The following is a 21,249-nucleotide window of genomic DNA, read 5'->3' on the forward strand; positions in this document are numbered from 1 at the left end:
GCCCTGGCCCGGGAGGACGAGGCCCCCCCGGGCCTCAGCCCGTCTTCCTGCGCTCAGGACTGGGTCTTGAGGTAGGCGATCACGTCGTTGATCTTCTTGTCGTCGGGATAGCCCTGGAAGATCATCTTGGTGCCGGCGACCTTGGCCTTGGGATTCTTCAGCCACTCGTGCAGGTTGGCCTCGTCCCAGGTGATGCCCGCGCCCTTCAGGGCGGCCGAGTAGGTGTAGCCCTCGTAGCTGGCGGCCGGTCGGCCGACGACGCCCTTCAGGTTCGGACCGACGCCGTTCTTGACGAAGTTGTGGCACGCCTTGCAGGGCGCGAACGCCTTCTCGCCCGCCGCGGCATCGCCGGCCTCCTGGGCCTGGGCGGACAGGGGCAGCAACAGCGCGAACGCGGCGCCGAGGATCAGGTCACGCATGGTAGTTCCTCCGTTTGGACGGCAACGACCGCCCGCGATTTTATGGCAGAGCTTGTCTATCTGGAACAAGTCGAGACTGAAACGCCCTCGGGCGCCGCGCGCGCCTGCGACCAAAAGAAGCCTCGAAGCGCGCCCCGGCGTCCGCCGGCCGCCCGTGCACACCGCCGGCCTTTGACGTACGCTTCGGACGCTGCATCCTGTTCCTCTGAACAGCAGGCGCCGAGGCACCTGAGCGGAACCTGAAGGTGCGGCAAACGCATCGAAAAACGCCGGAGGGACCAACGCCGTGTCGATCCGCTTTCCCGAACCCGACGCGGGGGTCGTCGCCCGCCGCGAGGCGATCATCGCCGGCCTTCGCCCCCTCGTCGCGCCCGAGGCCCTGGTGACGACCGAGGACGAGCGCCGCGCCTTCGAGACAGACGGGCTCACCGCCTACCGCAGGATGCCGCTGGCCGTGGTGCTCCCCTCCACGACCGAGGAGGTCTCGGCGGTGATGGCCTACTGCCACGCGCAAGGGCTCCGCGTCGTGCCCCGCGGCGCCGGCACGTCGCTCGCCGGCGGCGCCATCGCGCAGGCGGACGCGATCATCCTCGGCGTGGCCAAGATGACCCGCGTGCTCGACCTCGACTTCGCGAACCGCACCGCGCGGGTGCAGAGCGGGCTCACCAACCTCGCGATCTCGGGCGCCGTCTCCCACGAGGGCTTCTTCTACGCTCCCGACCCGTCGAGCCAGCTCGCCTGCACCATCGCCGGCAACATCGCGATGAATTCCGGCGGCGCGCACTGCCTCAAGTACGGCGTCACCACCAACAACCTGATGGGCGTGACGCTGGTGATGAACGACGGCACGGTGGTCGAGCTCGGCGGCGACCATCTCGACAGCGGCGGCTACGACCTGCTCGGGCTGGTCTGCGGCTCGGAGGGGCAGCTCGGCATCGTCACCGAGGCCACGGTCCGGATTCTTCGCGCGGCGGAGGGCGCGCGGCCGGTGCTCGTCGGCTTCGCCTCGGTCGAGGATGCCGGCGCCTGCACCGCCGCGATCATCGCCGCCGGCATCATCCCCGTGGCGATCGAGTACATGGACCGCGAGGCGATCCTCATCACCGACGACTTCGCGGGCGCCGGCTACCCGCGCGACGCCGAGGCGATGCTCATCATCGAGGTCGAGGGGTCGGACACCGAGTGCACGGCGATGCTTGCCCGCATCGAGACCATCGCGCGGGACTTCCGGCCCACCAGCATCCGGGTCTCGAAGTCCGAGGCCGAGTCCGCCGCGATCTGGAAGGGCCGCAAGTCCGCCTTCGGTGCGACGGGGCGCATCTCCGACTACATCTGCATGGACGGCACCATCCCCACCGGCCAGCTCGCCCCGGTGCTGGAGCGCATCGGCGCGATCTGCGCAGGCTACGGCCTGCGCGTCGCCAACGTGTTCCATGCCGGCGACGGCAACCTGCACCCGCTGATCCTGTTCGACATCAACACTCCCGGCGAGTTGCAGAAGGCGGAGGCCGCAGGCGATGAAATCCTCAAGCTCTGCGTCGAGGTCGGCGGCTGCCTCACCGGCGAGCACGGCGTCGGCATCGAGAAGCGCGAGCTGATGCGCTTCCAGTATACTCAGGCCGACCTCGACCAGCAGATGCGGGTGCGCAACGTCTTCGATCCCGGCTGGCTGATGAACCCCGCCAAGGTGTTTCCGCTGGACGGGCGCGTCGGCGCCTGACCACGCGGGCGGGCAGCCCTGCGGAGGTCTTCCTGGCCTTCCTCCGGCTCGGGCTCACCGCCTTCGGCGGCCCGGTCGCGCATCTCGGCTTCTTCCGGGAGACCTTCGTCGTGCGGCGGCGCTGGCTCGACGAGGCGGGCTACGCCGATTGCGTCGCGCTCTGCCAGGTGCTGCCGGGGCCGACCTCCAGTCAGGTCGGGATGCTGATCGGCCTGCGGCGGGCCGGCGCGCGCGGCGCCGTCGCGGCCTGGCTCGGCTTCACCCTGCCCTCCGCCCTCCTCCTCACCCTGTTCGCCCTCGGCGTCGCGCGATTCGGCCCGAGCTTGGGCGAGGGCTGGCTGCACGGCCTCAAGGCCGCCGCCGTGGCGGTGGTGGCCCAGGCCGTGATCGGCATGGCCCGCGGCCTCGCCCCGGACGCTCCACGACGCGCAGCCGCGGCGGCGGCGGCGGTTCTGGCGTTGACAGTGCCCGGCGCGCCCGGCCAGATCGGCGCGATCCTGCTCGGCGCCGCCTTCGGCCTCGCCCTGTATCGCGACGCCCCGGTGCCGGAGGGCGTCGACACTGCGCATTCCGGCCGCCGCACCGGCGCCCTGTGCCTCGCCCTCTACGGGCTCCTGCTCGTCGGACTGCCGGTGCTGGCCGCCGCGCATCCGGCGCGCGATACGGCGCTGGCCGCGGCCTTCTACCGGGCCGGCGCCCTGGTCTTCGGCGGCGGCCACGTGGTGCTGCCCCTCCTCCAGGGGGCGCTGGTGCCGGGCTTCGTCTCGAACGACGCGTTCCTGGCCGGCTACGGGGCGGCGCAGGCGGTGCCGGGGCCGCTCTTCACGCTGGCGGCCTATCTCGGGGCGGCGATCGACGGCGTCGGGGGGGCTGCCCTCGGCCTCGTCCTCATCTTCCTGCCCTCCGCCCTCCTCGTTCCCGGCATCCTGCCGTTCTGGGCGGCGCTGCGCCGGGCCGCGTGGGCCGCCCGCGCGCTGAAGGGCGTGAACGCGGCGGTGGTCGGCCTGCTGGCCGCCGCGCTCTACGATCCGGTCTGGACCTCCGGCATCCGCGGCGCGCCCGACCTCGCGATCGCGATGCTCGCCTTCCTCGGCCTGACGGCGGCCCGCGCGCCCGCATGGCTCGTGGTCGCGCTCGCCGCCGTTGCAGGGGCCATGGCGGCCGGATGGCCGGGGGCGTGAGGGGCAACCGCCTCGCTCGGATCGTGTTTCAGGTTGAAATTCAGACCTGCGCGATCGGCGCGCCCGGCGACGGCGACCGGATCGGTTCGCGCCATCGTCCGCGGCGAGCGGACGTACGACGAAGACCCATCACGCGCCAAGCCTTCAGAGCGTGGTCGTCGAGGTGAGGTCGTCGGCGCAGCGTGAAAGAACGCCGGCGAGATGCGATACCTGCTCTCGACCGACGGAGGCCGTCATCACGTCCTCGATCTCCTGCACGCGCAGATGCGCCTGCATGAGTGTTGCCTGCCCCAGGCCCGTGAGCCTGCTGCGCAGGACACGTCCATGGGTCGGGTCGGTCTCACGGGTCAGTCGGCCGTTGCGCTCCAGGTTGACCAGAATGCCCTGCATCGTCTGCGGGGTTACGAAGGCCGTGCGCGCCAGCCGCGCGTTCGAGATCCCCGTCTCCGCCTCGATGGCACAGAGCACGGCATATTGCGGAGCTGTCAGGTTCAGCGGGCGCAGCACGTCGTCCATGCGGACGCGGAGGGCGTGCTGGGCGCGCTTCAGGGCATAGCCGAGCCGCTTGGCGACGGGATCGGGCATGCTCCGGATTGACATATCAGGCTCCTTACATTCAATATCAGGAGCCTGATGATGGCTTAGAACACACCGATCTTCAATCGCAGGGCCTCCCCATGACCAAGCTCGATCCGTCCGCCGGATACCTCACGCTGATCAACACCTTCGATGTCGAACCCGACCGCGCCGCGGAACTCCTCGCGGTTCTGTCCAAGGCCACGGAGGAGACCATCCGCTCCGTGCCCGGCTTCATCTCGGCCAATCTCCACGTCAGCCGGGATGGCCGTCACATTGCCAACTACGCCCAATGGCGGAGCCAAGCCGACATGGATGCCATGCTCGCCGACCCGGCCGCACAGGTGCACATGCGCGAGGCAGCCGGGATCGCGACGTCCTTCAACCCGATCGTCTACGATCTGCGCGAGGTCCACGAAGCCTGAACGCGGAAGGCGTGAACGGCTGCTCTGGAGTCGCAAGCCGACCGTCCGGCCCACCCTCGATGAGCAACGGAGGCATCAACCCCCGCGCGAGCCGCGTTGACTTGAACCCGCGTTGCCGACATCCCTTCGGGCATGTGCAGGATCGCGTTCCCGACGGCGCCGAACCCGTGTCCGGGCCTCCGGCCGGCCTCGTCGATCCCGTGAGTCGTCCCGGAACGGATGCCATCGTGCCGCAGAGCCTCCGCTTCCTCGAGGCGGGCAGCGAGACCGGGCGCGAGATCCTGGCGAAGGACTGGTCCGACACGGCGCTGGGCGAGACCGCGGCATGGCCGGTCTCGCTCCGCACGACGCTGGCGATGATGCTGGCCTGCCCGGTGCCGATGTACCTCGCCTGGGGCCCGGAGCTGATCAGCCTCTACAACGACGCCTACCGGGCATTTCTCGGCGACCGGTTGGCGGGAGCGCTCGGCACGCGCCTGCCCGATCTCTGGTCCGATATCTGGGCCGACATCGCGCCCCTCTGCGCCCGGGCGCTTGCCGGCGAGCGGGTCTCCCTGCGGGACATGCCGCTGACGATGATCCGCCACGGCCGACCCGAAGAGACCTGGTGGACGTTCTCCTACTCGCCCGTGCACGACGATGCCGGAGCCGTCGCCGGCATGCTCTGCATCACCGGCGACACCACGGCCCAGGTCCTGGCGGAGCGGGAACGGGCCGCGAGCCAAGCCCGCCTCGACCTGGCGCTCTCGGCCGGCAACGGCATCGGCACCTGGGACTGGGATACCCAGGCCGACCGGGTCACGGCCGATGCGCGCTTCGCCCGCCTCTACGGCGTCGACCCGGAGAAGGCTGCGGCCGGCACGCCGGTCGCCGCCTTCTTCGAGGGCATCCATCCCGACGACGTCGCGCGGGTGGAGGCGAAGATCGCCGAGGCGATGCGGACCGGCGGAGATTTCGCGTCCGAGTACCGCCTCGTCCGGCCCGAGGGCGTGCGCTGGGTCGCCGCGCAGGGACGCTGCGTGCTCGACGGGAACGGTGCGCCCCTGCGGTTTCCCGGCGTCACCTTCGACATCACCGAGCGTCGGATCGCCGAGGAGGCGGTGCGGGCGGCAGCCCAGGAGCTGCGCCTCGTCGCCGACGCCCTTCCGAGCCTGATCGCCTTCATCGACCCGTCGCTGACCTATCGCTTCGCCAACGCGGCCTACGAATCGTGGTTCTCGAAGCCGCTCTCGGAGGTGATCGGGCACGACGTGCGGGACCTCGTCGGCGAGGCCGGGATGACGGCGCGGAAGGAGGCGTTCGACACCGTGCTCGCCGGCAAGGACGTGCAGTTCGAGGTGGATTGGCCGCACCCGGACGGTCGTCCCCGCACCGCCGACATCCGCTACCTGCCCCGCCGAAGGGCCGACGGCACGGTCGACGGCTTCTACGCCTTCGTGCACGACATCACCGACCGCAAGAGCATCGAGGCCTCGCTCACCCGGCAGGTCGAGGCCCGAACCCGGGAGCGCAACCGCCTCTGGGAGACGACGAACGACCTGATGGGCACGGCCGGGCTCGACGGCTACCTCAAGGCCGTCAATCCGGCCTGGACCCGCGTGCTCGGCTGGAGCGCGGAGGAGCTGCTCGCGCGCCCCTTCGCCGCGATTATCGACGCCGCCGACCATGCCGAGACCGCTGACGTCGTGGCGCGGCTGGCAAGCGGCGAGCCCGTCGACGGCTTCGTCGACCGCGTCATCCGCAAGGATGGGGAGCGGCTCACCGTGATGTGGAACGCGGTGCCGGAGGGCGCGCTGTTCTACGTCATCGGCCGCGACATCACCGAGCAGCGCGCGGTCGAGGAGCTGCTGCGTCAAGCCCAGAAGATGGAGGCGGTCGGCCAGCTCACCGGCGGCCTTGCGCACGACTTCAACAACCTGCTTACCGGCATCGTCGGCTCGCTGGACCTGATGCAGACCCGAATCCGTCAGGGCCGGATCGAGCAGGTCGGGAAGTACGCCACGGCGGCCCTGTCCTCGGCCAACCGCGCCGCCGCCCTGACGCACCGCCTGTTGGCCTTCGCCCGCCGGCAGCCGCTGGAGCCCAAACCCACCGACGCCAACGGGCTGATCGCCGGCATGGAGGATATGCTGCGCCGGACGTTGACCGAACGGGTCGGCCTGGAGATCGTCACCGCCGGCGGCCTGTGGCTGACGCTGTGCGACCCGCACCAGCTCGAGAACGCGATCCTCAACCTTGCGATCAACGCCCGCGACGCGATGCCGGAGGGCGGCCGCCTCGTGGTCGAGACCTGCAACACCCACCTCGATCGCGCCTACGCCCGGCTGCACCCGGAGGTCGAGCCGGGTCAGTACATCTGCATCTGCGTCACGGACACCGGCACAGGCATGAGCCCGAACGTGGCGGCCAAGGCCTTCGACCCGTTCTTCACCACGAAGCCGCTCGGCCAGGGCACGGGCCTGGGGCTGTCGATGATCTACGGCTTCGTCAAGCAGTCGGACGGGCACGCCAAGATCTACTCGGAGGTCGGCTCGGGCACGACGATCAAGATCTACCTGCCGCGCCACCGCGGCGCGCCCGCGGCCGAGGGCACCGCGCCGGGCGTCGCCCCGTCGCTGCGGGCCGAGCGCGGCGAGACGGTGCTGGTGGTCGAGGACGAGGCCGTGGTGCGCGACCTCATCGTCGAGGTGCTGGGCGAACTCGGCTACCGGGCGCTGGAAGCGATCGACGGCCCGGCGGGCCTGCGCATCGTCGAATCGCAGGCGCGGATCGACCTGATGGTGAGCGATGTCGGGCTGCCGGGCCTCAACGGGCGCCAGCTCGCCGACCGCGCCCGGCTGGTGCGGCCCGGCCTGAAGGTGCTGTTCATCACGGGCTACGCCGAGAACGCGATGTTCGGCAACGGCGGCCTGGAGCCGGGCATGCAGATGATCACCAAGCCGTTCCCGGTGGAGGTGCTGGCCAGCCGCATCCGCGAGATCATCGAGGGGTGATCTACTCCGCCGCCGGCATGTTGAGGGCCAGCAGCCGCCGGGCGCGGGCGCCGGACCGGGTTTCGGTCAACTGGCTCGCCGGATCGTGGCCGGCGGCGAGCCCGCGGCGGCCGTCGGTGATGGCGGCGTGGACCCCGTCCACGGCGAGGATCAGGGCGCTGACCGTGCGGGTGTCGATCGCGCGCTCGCGGGCGTAGCGCACCACGTCGGCGACGAGGCCGTCGACCTCCAGCGCCAGGGTGTCGAGCTCGGCCTTGGTCGTCGCGGCGCGGACTTCGCGCATCACGTCGAGCAGGCGGTCGAGGACGATGTCGACCCGCTCCCGGCGCTTCCGGGCGAGTCGCTGGCCGAGCCACGCGACGGTCGAGCCGATCGTGCCGCCGAAGAAGGCCAGCAGGTAGATGTAGTCCTCGTAACGATCGAGGAAGGTCTGCTGCTCGCGCTCGAAGTAGTCGACCGCGCCGGGATGGTTCGGCAACCGGGCGGAGGTGGCCGCCACGGTGGTGTCGAAGTCCGGCGCCTTCATCAGCTTGGCGACCGGGGCCACCGCCGCGAGCCGCGAGCGCCACTCGAACAGGTGCTGGGTGGCGGATGCCACCGCCACCCGGCTCACGGAGCCGCGCGCCATCAGCCGATAGGAGGCACCCACCGTCTTGACCTCATCGGCCGGCCGCTTTGGGCGGCCGCCGAAGGTGCCCGGGGGAATCGTGACCGATTGCAGCTCGGGGTAGCGCTGCAGGAGCGCCTCGCCGTCGGGCACCGCGACGAGGCCGACCTTCCGGTCCGGCAACCCCATCTCCACCGCGTGCACCGTGGCGACCGCCGCCTTCGAGGACGGGCTCGCGATGATCGCCACCGCATCGACTCGCTTCTCGGCGATCGCGGCGGTGACCTCGCTGGCCTTGAGCGGCACCAGGGCGACCTGCCCGGGCGGAATCTCCTCTCCGGCCCCGATCTCAGGATCGGCAGGCAGGAAGTCATAGAAGGTGAGCAGGTTCGTGACGAAGGGCATGTCGGCGCCGTGGCGCACCACGATCCCGAGGCGCTTGCGCGCGAGGTCGGGGAAGTCGTCGATGTCGCCGGCCTCGGAGGCCGCGACGATCAGGGCCTCGTCGTGCAGGATCGCGAGCGTCAGGCCGTTCTCGGGGAGCAGAACGTCCGGCCGAACGATGGCGAGGTCTGCGGTGTTCGACTGAAGCGCGGCGGCGCTGTCGCGCACGTCGTCGTAGCGGATCACCTTCAGCCGCACGTCCTCGCGGGCGCGGGCAAGCGCGTTGGCGTAGGCCTCGATCAAGGCCGTCTCCGGCCCGTCCTGAGGACCAACGGCGACGGTGAGCGTGGTCGGACGCGACAGGTAGACCACGGCGGCCGCGACCGCGGCGAGCCCGAGGGCGAGCAGCACCAGGAGCCACTCGCGCCTCAACAGGGCGACCGATGCTGCGTGGACGAGACCATGACCGTTCCTGCGGCGTTGCCTGCGCTCCGTGCACGGAGCATGGAACCCAAACCTGTCCAGAGCGTGAAGAACCCGTGAAACGCCCAACCGTTGCAGAGGCCCGCGCGGGGCGCGCGGCAAGACCCGCGCCTCGGATCACGGCCGCCTGGATCGAGCGGGCGGCCCTGCACTACCTCGAGCGCTACAGCGCGTCCGTGGAGATGCTGCGCCGGACGCTGCGCCGCCGGGTCGAGAGACGGGCCCGCGCTCGCGGCGACGAGCCGGCCGCGTTCGCGGAGATGGTGGAGACGACGGTGGCGCGCGCCGTCGCGGCCGGGCTCGTCGACGATAGGCGCTTCGCCGCCGCGCGGCTGGCAACCTTGCGCCGTCGCGGCGCGTCGGCCCGCGGCGCCTCGGCCAAGCTCGCCGCCAAGGGTCTGACGCGGGATATCGTGGAGGCCGCGATGGAGGCCGAGCGCGAGGCCGCCCCCGAGGCCGACACGGCGGTCGAGGCCGCGGCCGCGCAGGCCTACGCCAAGCGGCGGCGCCTCGGGCCGTTCCGGCGGCCGGACACCCGGGCGCTCCATCGCGACCGGGATCTGGCCGCCCTGGCGCGGGCCGGTTTTCCCTACGCTCTTGCCCGCCGCACCGTCGACGCCGAGATCGAACCGGACGAGGGGTGACACCTGGAACCCACGGGCGGGCGCACCACTTCCCCGGCCATCACCGGCAGAGGCCGCGCATGCCGCGCCGGTCGCCGCGAGACGGGGAGACATCATGATCGATCGCAAGGCGCACGCCGTCTGGCAGGGCAACGGCAAGTCGGGCAAGGGCCGGATCACGACCGGGTCCGGCGTGCTCTCGGACCAGCCCTACGGCTTCAACACCCGCTTCGAGGGCGCGCCCGGCACCAACCCGGAGGAGCTGATCGCGGCCGCCCATGCCGGCTGCTTCACCATGGCGCTCGCGTTCCAGCTCCAGGAAGCGGGGCTCGCCGCCACCGAGATGACGACCGAATCCGTCGTGACGCTGGAGAAGGACGGTCCCGGCTTCAAGGTGACGAAGTCGGCGCTGACGCTGACCGCGACGATCCCCGGGATCGATCAGGCCAAGTTCGACGAACTGGCCCACGCCGCCGAGATCGGCTGCCCGATCTCGAAGGTGCTCGACTGCGAGATCACCCTGAAGGCGACCCTCAAGCCGGCCTGATCGTCTTGGCGGAACCCGCGCGCCGGGGTGCGGCATCGCGGACCGGGGGCAACGTCATCGTCCGGCCTTGCCTCCGGGGAGCTCAGGTTCATTGTTTGTTCGATGGACGAAACGCTCGCCAAGAAGCTGCGCATCCTCGCGGACGCGGCCAAGTACGACGCCTCGTGCTCCTCCTCGGGCGCGCCCAGGCGCAAGGCCGGCAAGGGCGAGCTCGGCTCGACCACGGGTGCCGGCATCTGCCACGCCTACACGCCGGACGGGCGCTGCATCTCGCTGCTCAAGATCCTGCTGACGAACTACTGCCTGTTCGACTGCGCCTACTGCATCAACCGCCGGTCCTCGAACGTCGCCCGCGCGCGCTTCTCGGTGCAGGAGGTGGTGACGCTGACGGTGGAGTTCTACAAGCGCAACTACATTGAGGGATTGTTCCTGTCGTCCGGCATCATCAAGTCGCCGGACTACACGATGGAGCTGCTGACGCGGGTGGCAAAGTCGCTGCGGCGCGAGCATGGATTTCGCGGCTACATCCACCTGAAATCCATTCCCGAGGCGAGTCCCTGGCTGATCGAGGAGGCGGGCCTCTACGCCGACCGGCTCTCGATCAACGTCGAGCTGCCGACGGAGGCGAGCCTCCAGCGGCTCGCGCCGGAGAAGGACGGCGCGACGATCCAGGGGGCGATGGCGCAGATCTCCGAGCGCATCGTCGAGGCGCGGGCCGAGGGCCGACGGTTCTCGCCCGCCGGCCAGTCGACGCAGGTGATCGTCGGCGCCGATGCGACGACCGACGAGGCCCTGATCCGCAAGAGCGCGCACCTCTACGGCAGCGTCGGCCTGAAGCGGGTGTACTACTCCGCCTTCAGCCCGATCCCCCAGGGCTCGGGCATTCTGCCGCTCAAGGCGCCGCCCCTTCAGCGCGAGCACCGGCTGTACCAGGCCGACTGGCTGATCCGGTACTACGATTTTTCCGCCGACGACGTGGCGGACGCCGCCGAGGACGGGATGTTCTCTCTCGACATCGATCCGAAGCTCGCTTGGGCCCTGAAAAACCGCCATCGCTTTCCCGTCGACGTGAACCGGGCCGACCGGGAGATGCTGCTGCGGGTGCCGGGCCTCGGGGCGCGGGCCGTCGACAAGATCGTCCGCGCGCGCCGCCACACGCGGCTGCGGCTTGCCGACGTTGACCGCCTGTCCTCGGCCCTGAAGCGGGCGCGGCCGTTCCTGATCGCCGCCGACTATACCCCGGCGGGACTGACCGACCGGCTCGACCTGCGCACGCGGCTCGCGGAGCCGGCGCGGCAGTTGAGCTTATTCTGATGGTGAGCGTGCAGATCTGCCTCTTCCCTCCCCTCTCTGCGGGGGAGGATGGCCCGCGAGCTAAGTCGGGAGAGGGGAGCGACCGTGTGGGATACGGCGCTCCCTTCTCCCGACCCTCGCTGACGCGAAGCCCGCCCTCCCCCGCAAAGGGGGGAGGGTTCGGCACGGCGAACGAATTTGCAGGGCCATGAGAGCGCCCCTTCCGATCCGGCAGGTGGAGTCGTGCGCGCTTCGCACGATCCTGCTTCGACCCGGCGCCGACCTCGTCGGCTTTCGGTCGGCCCTGCGCCGCCTCGTCGCCGACGGCGTCCCGCCCGAGCGCGTGACATGGTCGATCGGCGACGCGCCCGGCCTGTTCGGGGACGCCGCGTCCGCCCCCTCCACCGCGGCGGCCGTGCATTTGCCGAAACCGGTGGCCGGGCTGATCCCGATGGCGGTGCCCCACCGCGATCCTGAGCGCTACGCGCTGCTGCACACTCTCGTCCGACGAGTGCTTGCCGGCGAGCGGCACCTGCCGGAGGTGGCAAGCGACCCGCTGGTCCACCGCCTGAACCTCATGCGCAGGGCGGTCGCCCGCGACCTGCACAAGATGCACGCCTTCCTGCGCTTCCGCCGAACGGAGGATGCGGACGGCGAGCGCTTCGTCGCGTGGTTCGAGCCGGACCACCACATCCTGGCGGCGGCGGCACCCTTCTTCGTCGATCGCTTCCGGGCGCTGACGTGGTCGATCCTGACGCCGGAAGGGTCGGCGCACTGGGACGGCGCGGCGCTGACCTTCGGACCGCCGGGACGCCGAGAGCACCTGCCCGCGGGCGACGGCTTCGAGGCCGGCTGGCGCGACTACTACGAGAGCACGTTCAACCCGGCCCGCACCAACCTGAAGGCGATGCGGGCGGAGATGCCCAGGAAGTACTGGCGCAACATGCCGGAGACCGCAGCCATCCCCGGCCTCGTCCGGGCGGCGGCCGCGCGCACCGCACAGATGATCGAGAGGAGCCCGACGATGCCCGCGAAGCGCGACCCCGTCCGTGCCGTTGCCGCCATGGCGGATCAGGACCCGAAGACGCTGGATGCGCTGAACGCGATCATCAAACGGTCCGAGTCGCTGGTGCCCGGCGCGACGCAGGCGGTGCTCGGCGAGGGGCCGGTCGGCGCGACGATCGCCTTCGTCGGCGAGCAGCCGGGCGACCAGGAGGACCGGCAGGGCCGCCCCTTCGTCGGACCGGCCGGGCAGCTCCTCGTCCGCGCCATGGCTGACGCGGGGGTGGACCGCGAGGCGAGCTACCTCACGAACGCCGTCAAGCACTTCAAGTTCGAGGCGCGCGGCAAGCGCCGCATCCACCAGAAGCCGACGGCGGGCGAGGTCAGCCACTATCGCTGGTGGCTCGACCGGGAACTCGATTTCGTCGCGCCGAAGCTCGTGGTGGCGCTCGGCGCGACCGCGGTGCTGGCACTGACCGGCAAGGCGATCCCGGTCACCCGCGCCCGGGGGCCGTTCCGGTTCGAGCGCCTGGACAACCGCCAGGGTTTCATCACCGTGCATCCCTCCTACCTGCTGCGCCTGCCCGACGAGGCCAAGGCGGAGGCCTACGCGGCCTTCGTCGACGACCTGCGGCGGGTGGCGGAACTCGGACGGGAGCTTGCCGCCTGACGCGGCTGCGAGCCCGGTCGCGACCCTAACATCCCGAAGCGCCCGCGGGTTGGCAGCCGTCGGCGGAGCTTGTACCTCCGGGCATCAGTGAGGGAGCACGGAGAGGTCATGCGGCTTGTCGTCGTCGGCGCCGACGGGCGCATGGGGCGAATGCTGATCCGGGCGGTGGCGGAGGCTCCGGGCTGCACCCTGTCGGGCGCGGTCGAGCGCGAGGGCTCGGCGGCGCTCGGGCAGGATGCCGGGACGCTGGCCGGCCTGTCACCGCTCGGCGTACCCGTCACCGACGATCCGCTGGCGGCCTTCGCGGGAAGCGACGGGGTGCTCGATTTCACCGTGCCGGCGGCCACCGTGTTCTTCGCCGAGCTCGCGGCGCAGGCCCGCATCGTCCACGTCATCGGCACCACCGGCCTGTCGGAGGACGACCTCGCCAAGCTCCGGGCCGCCGCCTACCACGCCCGCCTCGTGCGCTCGGGCAACATGTCGCTCGGCGTCAACCTCGTCGCCGCGCTGGTGCAGCGGGTGGCGGCGGCGCTGGGTGAGGAGTTCGACATCGAGATCGCGGAGATGCACCACCGCATGAAGGTCGATGCGCCGTCGGGCACCGCGCTGCTCCTCGGCGAGGCGGCTGCGGCCGGCCGCAGCGTGCGCCTGCCCGACGTGCGGGTCTCGGCCCGCGACGGCCATACCGGCGCGCGACGGCCCGGCGACATCGGCTTCGCGAGCCTGCGCGGCGGCAGCGTCGTCGGCGACCATTCCGTGATCTTCGCCGGCGCGGGCGAGCGCATCACCCTGTCCCACCACGCCGAGGATCGCAGCCTGTTCGCCAGCGGCGCGGTGCGGGCGGCGCTCTGGGCGCATCCGAAGCCGCCGGGCCTGTACGCCATGACGGACGTGCTCGGGCTTTAAGCCAGTGCGCCCTTTAAGCGTTTGCCGCGCTTGGGCACCGGGACCGGCTCTGATAGGAGCCGCGCGAGCCCGCCCCTTCGATCTTACCCCGGAAAGTCCCGACCGACATGGACCGCCTGCTCGTCCTCACTCGCCACGGCCAGAGCGAGTGGAACCTCAAGAACCTGTTCACGGGCTGGCGCAACCCGGACCTGACCGAACTCGGCGTCGAGGAGGCCCTGAAGGCCGGGCGCTGGCTGAGGAGCGAGGGCTACGGCTTCGACGTGGCCTTCACCTCCGATCTCGGGCGCGCGCAGCGCACCTGCACCCTGATGCTCGCGGAGATGGGCCTCTCCGGCATCGAGACCGTCCGGTCGCAGGCTCTGAACGAGCGCGACTACGGCGACCTCTCGGGCCTCAACAAGGAGGACGCAAGGGCGCGCTGGGGCGCCGAGCAGGTCCACCAGTGGCGCCGCTCCTACGACGTGCCGCCCCCCGGCGGCGAGAGCCTGAAGGACACCGCAGCCCGCGTGCTGCCCTACTACATCGAGACCATCCTGCCCCGCGTGATGGCCGGCAACCGGGTGCTGGTGGCCGCCCACGGCAATTCGCTCCGCGCCCTGGTCATGGTCCTCGATCACATGACCACCACCACCATCGCCGGCCTGGAGATCGCCACCGGCGTGCCCCTGGTCTACCGCCTGAAGGCCGACACCACCGTCGCGATGAAGACGGTGCTGGAGCGCGACATCGACCAGGATTGAGGGTGCCGACGTGTCGGTCGCGCTCGCACCCGGCCTGATCCACCATCCGGGCTTCCTCGACGCGGAGGCGCGAGGAACCCTCGCGGGGCAGGTCGCGGCCGTTCTCGCCGAGGCCCCGCCCTTCACGCCGACGATGCCGCGCACCGGAAAGCCGTTCTCGGTGCGGATGTCGAACGCCGGGCCGCTCGGCTGGGTCTCCGACCGGTCCGGCTACCGCTACCAGTCGCTCCATCCCGAGACCGGACGGCCCTGGCCGCCGATGCCCGCGGTCGCGTTCACCGCCTGGGCGGCGCTCTCCGGCTATCCCGATCCGCCGGAGGCCTGCCTGATCAACCTCTACGCGCCGGGCACCCGCATGGGCCTGCACCAGGACCGCGACGAGGCGGATCTCGCAGCCCCCGTCCTGTCGCTGTCCCTCGGCGCGCCCGCCCTGTTCCGCTACGGCGGGCTGAGGCGCGGCGACCCGACCCGCTCGGTGCGCCTGATGCCCGGCGACGCCCTGGTGATCGGCGGCCCCGCGCGCCTGATCCACCACGGCATCGACCGGATCTTTTCCGACGGCGATCTCCTGTCTGGTGCGGAGGCGGTCCTGCCCGGCCTCCCACTGAGTGGGCGCTGCAACCTGACCCTGCGGCGGGTGACGTGCGCGGCGGTCGCTTGAGACGCGTGCGGGAGAGAGGCTCTGGAAGCACCGCCGCGCAGTGGCCGCCACGCGCGCGCTTCATCCGCCGCATCTTCTCGGCCTGGAACCTCGTGGCCCACGCCCTCGGAATCGTCGCTGCCGCGTCCGCAAATCGGAGACTGGCGTGGGCTGCGGCATGACGGGGAACGCCGCAGCGACCTAGGTCGTGAACCCATAAATCGGGATTTGGATCGGCGTGGCGTCTGGGTGGTTTTCTCTGGGTATGGAGGAGCCGATGGGACGCTACGATTTGACGGACAAGGAATGGGCGGCGATCGAGCCGGTGCTGCCGACGGACGTGCGCGGCAAGGAGCGGGTGGATGATCGTCGGGTGCTGAACGGGATCTTCTGGCGTCTGCGCACGGGTGCGCCGTGGGCGGAAATCCCGGCGCGCTACGGTCCGGTCACCACCTGTGGCAACCGCTTTCGTCGGTGGCGCAAGCGCGGCGTATGGGACCGTGTTCTTGCTGCCGTGTCAGAGACTTACGATGGCGACATTCAGATGATCGACGCCACCAGCGTGCGCGTGCACCAGCAGGCCGCCACCGCCAAAAAAAAGACGACCGATCCCGTTGCATGGGTCGCTCGCGCGGCGGCCTGACCACCAAGATCCACGCCCTCGTCGATGCCCAGGGCCGGCCGATCGCCCTCAAGCTGACCGAGGGCCAAGCCCACGACGGCAAGGCTGCCGACGACATGCTGGGCGAGCTTGGCGCCGGTCAGATCCTGCTCGGCGACCGGGCCTACGACAGCGACGCGCGCCGTCAGCGCCTCTCCGAACAAGGCGCCTGGGCCAATGTCCGGCCGATGCCCAACCGCAAGAACGTCCCAGCCTTCAGTGCCTTCCTGTATCGTTACCGCAATCTGGTCGAGCGTTTCTTCAGCAAGATCAAGCATTTCCGAGCCGTCGCGACACGCTACGACAAGGATTCGGGAAACTACCTCGCCAGCGTCAAGCTCGCCGCCATCCGCATCTGGCTCCGAAGTAATGAGTCTACGGCCTAGGGCGCTCCGACCCGCTTGACACCGGAAGAATGCGGGCCGACCCATCGAACTCGGATGGGCACCTCCTGGGATGCCCGACGGAGACCGACGTCCGATGCGGCTACGCCACGTGATTCGTCTCCTTGGGCTCCTGGCGCCCGCGGCGGCGCTCGGCCTCGCCGCCTCGATGCCGGCGGTGGCGGTGGAGCCGGTCTACCCGGCGGGCTCGCGCTTCGGCTTCGCGCCGCCCTCCGACATGGCGCCCTCGCGCCGGTTCTCGGGCTTCGAGCGCAAGGAGGGCGGCGCCACCCTGTCGGTGGTCGAGTTGCCCCCGGCCGCCTTCGCCGACCTCGTGACGAACTTCACCGACGCCAACCTGAAGAGTCAGGGCTTCCAGGTGGAGACGCGCGAGCCGGTCAAGATCGGCGAGGCCGAGGGCATGCTGTTCATCGGTGCGCAACCGGGCGAGCCGGGCAGCGGCACGCCCACGGTCCGCAAGTGGCTGCTCCTCGTCGGTGATCCGACCGTGACCGGCCTGATCATCGGGCAGGCGCTGCCGGACGCCGAGACCGAGACGACGATGCGCGACCTCGTCACCGGCGTGACGATCCGCCCGGCCCTGTCGCTGGCGCAGCAGGTCGAGGCGCTGCCGTTCCGGATCGCCGATCCGGCGGGCTTCCGGCCGTTGCGGGTGCTTGCCGGCAACTCGATCCTGATGACGGAGGGGCCGAAGGACCAGATGACCAGCCTGGAGCAGCCGATCCTGGTTCTGGCTCAGGCGGTGCAACCCCCCCCAGCCGCCGAGCAGCGCGACGCGTTCGCCAGGGCGGCGCTCTACGCCAACCAGACCATGAAGGACTTCGTGATCGAGCGGGCGCAGAGCTATCGCTCGAACGGCACCGACTGGCACGAGATCGTGGCGCGCGCCACCGACCTGCCGACGAACACCCCTGTAGTGGTCTCCCAGACCATCCGCTTCGCGCCGGACGGATACCTGCGCGCGCTCGGCGTCGTGCGGCAAGATCAGCGCGAGGGCATGCTGGCGAAGTTCCGCGAGGTCGTCGACAGCGTGCAGGTCAGGTGAGGGGCAGTGGAGAGGCCGGATCGAGGTAGACGTACCGCGCGCAACAGGGCCGACCACCTGCTGCGCACGTTGAAGGACGTTCGGCCGTTCGGGTTCACTCGGGGCTTCGCAGCCGGGAGGGTTAAGCGTGTCTTCGTCGGCGGGCCTGCTCAGACACACCGGCTCAGGATCAAGTCGGCGTGAATGCCTTCGGCTCGGCCGGCGACGATCGCTACCAGTGCGCGTGCTCCTGCTGGGTCGGCATGCGGCCCTGCGGGGTGAGCTGGTCGATCACGCCCGGAAGCATCTGCGAGAGCTGCGAGAGCAGGTCCGAACCGCCCATCCCCGTCTGCTGCGAGAGTTGTCCCACCGTCTCGGGGCCGAGCGCGGCGCCGAGATCGTGCGGTGCGATCGGCTGGTTCTGGCCGGACCCGATCCACGAGTTGATCGTGTCGCCGTGGCCGGCCCGGGTGAACTGCTCGACCAGGGCGCCGAGGCCGCCGGCCCCGCCCGCGCCGCCGAGGAGGCCGCCGAGACCGCTCCCTTGCGTCGAACCGCCCAAGCTGCCGCCAGCCGCCTGCCCCAGGAGGCCGCTGAGCCCGCCGGCATTGCCGCCGGATTGCGCCGCGAGCAGACTCATCAGGACGCCCACCAGGGGGTTGGCTCCCGAACCCTGTTGCTGGCCGGCGTTGCCGCCCAGCACGCTGCCGATGATGCTGTCGAGAAGTCCCATGTTCTCTACTCCTGAAGCGGCCCTGGAGCCGAACGCCGCGTGACGGTCCGAGGTGCGTGCCCGAGCCGCTGCGCCCCTGCTAGCAATCGTCGCTGCCCTGCTTGACCACCTTGCCTTCGGCAGGCTTGGCCTCGTCGGGCTTGATCCGCTCGTTGGCGCCGACGTTCTCCATCGCGCCCACAGCACCCGGATCTTCCTTCTTGGCGCCGGGCGTGACCTTCGCCGTCGACGAGCCGTCGGCGATCGAGGTGTTGTCTCCGGATGCCTTCTGCCCGGTGCTGTCCGTCGTCGTCCCGACCGCGCAGGGTTTGGCCGAGATGCCGTCGAGTGCGAGCAGGCTGAGTGTGCCGGCGAGAGCGAGGCTCTTGATGATGGTCACGGTGTCCTCAGACGTTGCGTTCGTTGATCCGGTGACGGCGTTGCCCGTCGCGCTTGGCGGGCCCGACGATGGGCGGCCAAGTCGCGAGCCGGGGCCGCGCGAGCCCGGGGCCGGCAACCGGTCGCCGCGCGGACTCCGATCGTCGCGGAACCCGCAGCAGATGGCCGTTCCGCCCGGTCGCGGCGTCGGCGAGGCGCAACGGTCCTCGACCGCCTCAGCCCGGGTAGTTGTAGACCCGCACACGCCGGCCGATGGGCACGCGCGCGTGGCCCGCCGAAGCGGTGTCGCCCAGGACCGACCCGGCGGCCGGGTTCGCGCCGGTGAGCGTGGAGGTGTTGGTTTCCGTGCGGATCGCCTCGGCATCGGTCCCCGGGGCCGTCCAGCCCGACTGCTTCCAGCCTTCCTGACGCGCGTCGATGTCGACTGCGCCGTGCTCCTCCAGGATGGTGCTGGCCATGGCGACGTGCGCCTCGTCGGCGCGTACGGTGAGGACGGTTCCGCCGCGGCGCACGCCCTCCGAGTAGGCGTGAGCGTCCGCCTCGCTCAGGCCGGCGCCCGCGAGCGAGCCGGCGAGCCCTCCGGCGGCGGCCCCGATGCCGGCGCCCGTCAGCGTCGCGACGAGCCAGCCCGCGGCCACGACCGGGCCGACGCCGGGGATGGCCATCAGGCCGAGGCCGGCGAGCAGGCCCGCGCCTCCGCCCAAGACCGTGCCGAGCGTGGCACCGGTCCCGGCACCGGTCGAGGCGTGCTCGGCAGTCTCGCGCGTCCCGTCGGTCGCCTGGCCCTCGTTGTTGCTGACGAGGCTGATGTCGCCGTGCGGTACGCCGGCCGTCTCGAGCTTCGTCACGGCTGTCGTGGCGTCTTCGTAGCGGTCGTAGAGAGCCGTCAAGGTACGCGTCGGCATGGTGTGCTCCCGAAGGGATTGAGGATCTGAGGAGATGGCCGGGGGTGAACGGCGCCTACCGGAGGGCGACGTTGCCCTTGAAGTCGAGGCCGACCTCGGTAGCCTTGCCATCCAGCATCGCGCTTCCGCGCCAGATGCCGTCCGCGTCCTTCTTGAGGTCCTTGACCTCGTGAAAGCCGGACTTCTCGAAGCGGCGGCGCGCCTCGTTCTCGGTGAAGCTGTTGGCACCCGGTTCCAGCTTGACGTTCGCCAGGGTACCGGTGCCTGCGGGCTTGCCGTCCACGGCATGGTCGGTGTTGGGCCGCGTCACGGCGTTCTGGCCGCCGGACGTCGCGCTCGATGTGCCCCCGGTGGCGGGAGTCCCCGTGACGGTGGTCTGCGCAGGGGCGGGACCGGCCGTCCCGATCAGCGATAGCACGGCGAGGATGGTCAGCTTCGTTCGCATGAGGGTCTCGGGGTTTTGGGTGGGGCCCGTACGGCTGCAGGTCGGCAGCGCACGCGCGGGGCGTTTCGAGGGCCCGCCCGGCGTCGCGGCGACACCGGGCAGGTCGGCTCGTGGCCTTCAGAGCGGCTTGCGGGGCGTGGTGCTCGTCGTGGTCCCGGTCGTGCCGGTCCGGGTGACGTTGCCGCGCTCGTCCTCGACCTCGACCTCGGTGTGGCGCACCGTGTCGCTGACCGTCTCGGTGCGCTGGCTCGCGTCCTTGCGGATACCGACCTCCTCGACCACGCGGGCGTCCTTCGACACCACCGCCTGCTCGCGCATCTCGGTCGCCTCGATCGTCTTGTCGGCGAACAGCGCCTCGTCGGCCACCGTTACCGGGCGATCGACTGCGCGGCGGTCCACCGTCACGGTCTCGTCGTGCAGCGTCACGTTCTCGCTGACGTCCTTGCTGACCGCGTACGACCGCACCCGCACCCGGCCGCTGTCGACCAAGCGCTTGCCGACGTTGAGACGCTCCTCGACCACCGGGATGTAGTCCTTGTCGCCGACCGCCGCGCCGCGGGCGCCGACGGCCTCGGTCGCGCCCTGCGCCCGCAACGCGGTCGCGCCGGTTGCCGCGCCGGCGGTGGTCGTGCCGGCAGCGCCGGCGTAGCCGGTCCAGCCTTCCTTGCGCCACGTGGCCTCGCGCTCGTCGAGGTTGACCGAGCCCTGCTCCTCGAGGATGTCGTAGGCCTTCTCGGCATGAGCGTCCTCGACGGTTGCGCTCAGCATGGTGCCGCCGCGGTTCAGGCCCTCGCTGTAGGCGTAGCGATCCTCCTCCGGCATGAAGAACTCCTTCAGCGAGCCCCACACGCCGCCCTCGTTCCCGCTGGCGCTGGTGGTCCCGGTCTGGGTCGTCTGCTTGCCCGACAGGATCTTGATCGCGCTGGCCGGGATGCCGAGGGTGACGAGCTTGGCCTGCGCAGCGACTGCGTCGGCGTGGTTGTCGTACATGGCTGTGATGGTCTGGGTCATGATGTCGTCTCCTCTGGTAGGGATGGTTGCTCCGCGACGTGGCCGTCCGGGCTCACGTGCTCGACCACGGCGCGCTGCGTGCGCAGCGTGACGGGGACCTCGACCTCATCGTTCGATGTCGTGCTGCGGATGTGCACCTCTTCCCGGAGCACCAGCCGCTTCTCGACGACGAGGATCTCTTCCAGGACGGGGATGACGGTCACGCCGTCCTCCGTCCGAACTTTTGGTGGGGCTTCGCCCTCGGCGAGCGTGCGGTTGATCGCCACCCGAGTGACCCCAACCCCGTCGCTGCGCAGACTCTCGCGCAGGATCTGCTCGGTGGTCTCGGTTCGGGTGCTGACCCGGACTCGCCCCGTTTCGACCGCACGCACATCGATGCGCGCGGTCTCCTCGACCAGGGGCAGGACCATCTCCGAACCGCCGACCATCCTCGCCGCGTCGGCTTCCCGCGCGCCGAGCAGGGGAGGCTCGGGCGC

At 70.7% G+C, this 21,249-nt stretch carries 21 protein-coding genes and 1 pseudogene; 13 read left to right on the forward strand and 9 right to left on the reverse strand.

What is annotated here, in order from left to right; translation table 11 throughout:
• Positions 1-53 precede the first annotated feature (53 nt).
• Positions 54-419 (reverse strand): c-type cytochrome, encoded by a 366-nt coding sequence (locus ACFE8Y_RS05075; RefSeq protein WP_375463307.1) that lies wholly within the window; start codon positions 417-419, stop codon positions 54-56.
• A gap of 286 nt (positions 420-705) precedes the next feature.
• Here ACFE8Y_RS05075 and ACFE8Y_RS05080 point away from each other — a divergent pair, with 286 nt between their 5' ends.
• Both ACFE8Y_RS05080 and chrA read left to right on the forward strand, forming a co-directional pair.
• Positions 706-2,139 carry an FAD-linked oxidase C-terminal domain-containing protein gene (locus ACFE8Y_RS05080; protein ID WP_375463308.1) on the forward strand — a complete coding sequence of 478 codons (1,434 nt, stop codon included), beginning with the start codon at positions 706-708 and terminating at the stop codon, positions 2,137-2,139.
• Positions 2,136-3,320, forward strand: a complete 1,185-nt coding sequence (gene chrA, locus ACFE8Y_RS05085; protein ID WP_375463331.1) for a chromate efflux transporter — start codon at positions 2,136-2,138, stop codon at positions 3,318-3,320. The genes ACFE8Y_RS05080 and chrA overlap by 4 nt, the downstream gene beginning before the upstream one ends.
• A 144-nt stretch (positions 3,321-3,464) precedes the next feature.
• Here the strand turns inward: chrA and ACFE8Y_RS05090 are convergent, their stop codons facing one another.
• Positions 3,465-3,905, reverse strand: a complete 441-nt coding sequence (locus ACFE8Y_RS05090) for a MarR family winged helix-turn-helix transcriptional regulator (protein ID WP_375463309.1) — start codon at positions 3,903-3,905, stop codon at positions 3,465-3,467.
• Between the two features lie 92 nt (positions 3,906-3,997).
• Between ACFE8Y_RS05090 and ACFE8Y_RS05095 the strand changes: the two genes are divergently transcribed.
• Together ACFE8Y_RS05095 and ACFE8Y_RS05100 are read left to right on the forward strand one after the other, a co-directional pair.
• Complete coding sequence (locus ACFE8Y_RS05095) at positions 3,998-4,321, forward strand: antibiotic biosynthesis monooxygenase family protein (RefSeq protein ID WP_375463310.1); 324 nt, start codon at positions 3,998-4,000, stop codon at positions 4,319-4,321.
• 227 nt (positions 4,322-4,548) lie between these two features.
• A complete protein-coding gene (locus ACFE8Y_RS05100) occupies positions 4,549-7,314 on the forward strand; it encodes a PAS domain-containing protein (protein WP_375463311.1) in 2,766 nt (921 codons plus the stop codon).
• A 1-nt stretch (position 7,315) separates the two neighbouring features.
• Here ACFE8Y_RS05100 and ACFE8Y_RS05105 read toward each other — a convergent pair whose 3' ends face one another.
• Positions 7,316-8,737, reverse strand: a complete 1,422-nt coding sequence (locus ACFE8Y_RS05105; RefSeq protein WP_375463312.1) for a TAXI family TRAP transporter solute-binding subunit — start codon at positions 8,735-8,737, stop codon at positions 7,316-7,318.
• A gap of 107 nt (positions 8,738-8,844) precedes the next feature.
• Here ACFE8Y_RS05105 and ACFE8Y_RS05110 point away from each other — a divergent pair, with 107 nt between their 5' ends.
• The 9 genes and pseudogenes from ACFE8Y_RS05110 to ACFE8Y_RS05150 all read left to right on the forward strand — a co-directional run bounded on the left by ACFE8Y_RS05110 (position 8,845) and on the right by ACFE8Y_RS05150 (position 17,322).
• Complete coding sequence (locus tag ACFE8Y_RS05110; RefSeq protein ID WP_375463313.1) at positions 8,845-9,432, forward strand: RecX family transcriptional regulator; 588 nt, start codon at positions 8,845-8,847, stop codon at positions 9,430-9,432.
• 94 nt (positions 9,433-9,526) lie between these two features.
• Positions 9,527-9,958, forward strand: coding sequence for an OsmC family protein (locus ACFE8Y_RS05115; protein WP_375463314.1), 432 nt, complete (start codon positions 9,527-9,529; stop codon positions 9,956-9,958).
• 102 nt (positions 9,959-10,060) lie between these two features.
• A complete protein-coding gene (locus ACFE8Y_RS05120; RefSeq protein ID WP_375463315.1) occupies positions 10,061-11,272 on the forward strand; it encodes a putative DNA modification/repair radical SAM protein in 1,212 nt (403 codons plus the stop codon).
• 187 nt (positions 11,273-11,459) lie between these two features.
• Entirely contained in the window at positions 11,460-12,923 is a 1,464-nt protein-coding gene (locus ACFE8Y_RS05125; protein ID WP_375463316.1) for a UdgX family uracil-DNA binding protein, read from the forward strand.
• Between the two features lie 108 nt (positions 12,924-13,031).
• Positions 13,032-13,829 carry a 4-hydroxy-tetrahydrodipicolinate reductase gene (gene dapB / locus ACFE8Y_RS05130; protein WP_375463317.1) on the forward strand — a complete coding sequence of 266 codons (798 nt, stop codon included), beginning with the start codon at positions 13,032-13,034 and terminating at the stop codon, positions 13,827-13,829.
• 107 nt (positions 13,830-13,936) lie between these two features.
• Entirely contained in the window at positions 13,937-14,572 is a 636-nt protein-coding gene (locus ACFE8Y_RS05135; protein ID WP_375463318.1) for a 2,3-bisphosphoglycerate-dependent phosphoglycerate mutase, read from the forward strand.
• 10 nt (positions 14,573-14,582) lie between these two features.
• Positions 14,583-15,233 carry an alpha-ketoglutarate-dependent dioxygenase AlkB gene (locus tag ACFE8Y_RS05140; protein WP_375463319.1) on the forward strand — a complete coding sequence of 217 codons (651 nt, stop codon included), beginning with the start codon at positions 14,583-14,585 and terminating at the stop codon, positions 15,231-15,233.
• A gap of 256 nt (positions 15,234-15,489) precedes the next feature.
• A pseudogene (locus tag ACFE8Y_RS05145) lies at positions 15,490-16,259 on the forward strand (IS5 family transposase).
• A 94-nt stretch (positions 16,260-16,353) separates the two neighbouring features.
• A complete protein-coding gene (locus ACFE8Y_RS05150; protein ID WP_375463320.1) occupies positions 16,354-17,322 on the forward strand; it encodes a hypothetical protein in 969 nt (322 codons plus the stop codon).
• 211 nt (positions 17,323-17,533) lie between these two features.
• Here ACFE8Y_RS05150 and ACFE8Y_RS05155 read toward each other — a convergent pair whose 3' ends face one another.
• From ACFE8Y_RS05155 to ACFE8Y_RS05180, 6 genes are all read right to left on the reverse strand, one after another.
• Complete coding sequence (locus ACFE8Y_RS05155; protein WP_375463321.1) at positions 17,534-18,034, reverse strand: YidB family protein; 501 nt, start codon at positions 18,032-18,034, stop codon at positions 17,534-17,536.
• Between the two features lie 79 nt (positions 18,035-18,113).
• The gene (locus ACFE8Y_RS05160) at positions 18,114-18,413 is read right to left on the reverse strand and encodes a hypothetical protein (protein WP_375463322.1); all 300 of its coding nucleotides are present in this window, start codon (positions 18,411-18,413) and stop codon (positions 18,114-18,116) included.
• A 214-nt stretch (positions 18,414-18,627) separates the two neighbouring features.
• A complete protein-coding gene (locus ACFE8Y_RS05165) occupies positions 18,628-19,317 on the reverse strand; it encodes a hypothetical protein (RefSeq protein WP_375463323.1) in 690 nt (229 codons plus the stop codon).
• Positions 19,318-19,372: 55 nt separating this feature from the next.
• A complete protein-coding gene (locus tag ACFE8Y_RS05170) occupies positions 19,373-19,762 on the reverse strand; it encodes a hypothetical protein (RefSeq protein ID WP_375463324.1) in 390 nt (129 codons plus the stop codon).
• Positions 19,763-19,879: 117 nt separating this feature from the next.
• Complete coding sequence (locus ACFE8Y_RS05175; protein WP_375463325.1) at positions 19,880-20,773, reverse strand: YsnF/AvaK domain-containing protein; 894 nt, start codon at positions 20,771-20,773, stop codon at positions 19,880-19,882.
• Positions 20,770-21,201, reverse strand: coding sequence for a YsnF/AvaK domain-containing protein (locus ACFE8Y_RS05180; protein WP_375463332.1), 432 nt, complete (start codon positions 21,199-21,201; stop codon positions 20,770-20,772). Before ACFE8Y_RS05180 ends, ACFE8Y_RS05175 begins: the two co-directional genes overlap by 4 nt.
• Positions 21,202-21,249: the final 48 nt, after the last annotated feature.

The sequence above is a fragment of the uncultured Methylobacterium sp. genome, assembly GCF_964242245.1.
GTDB lineage: Bacteria > Pseudomonadota > Alphaproteobacteria > Rhizobiales > Beijerinckiaceae > Methylobacterium.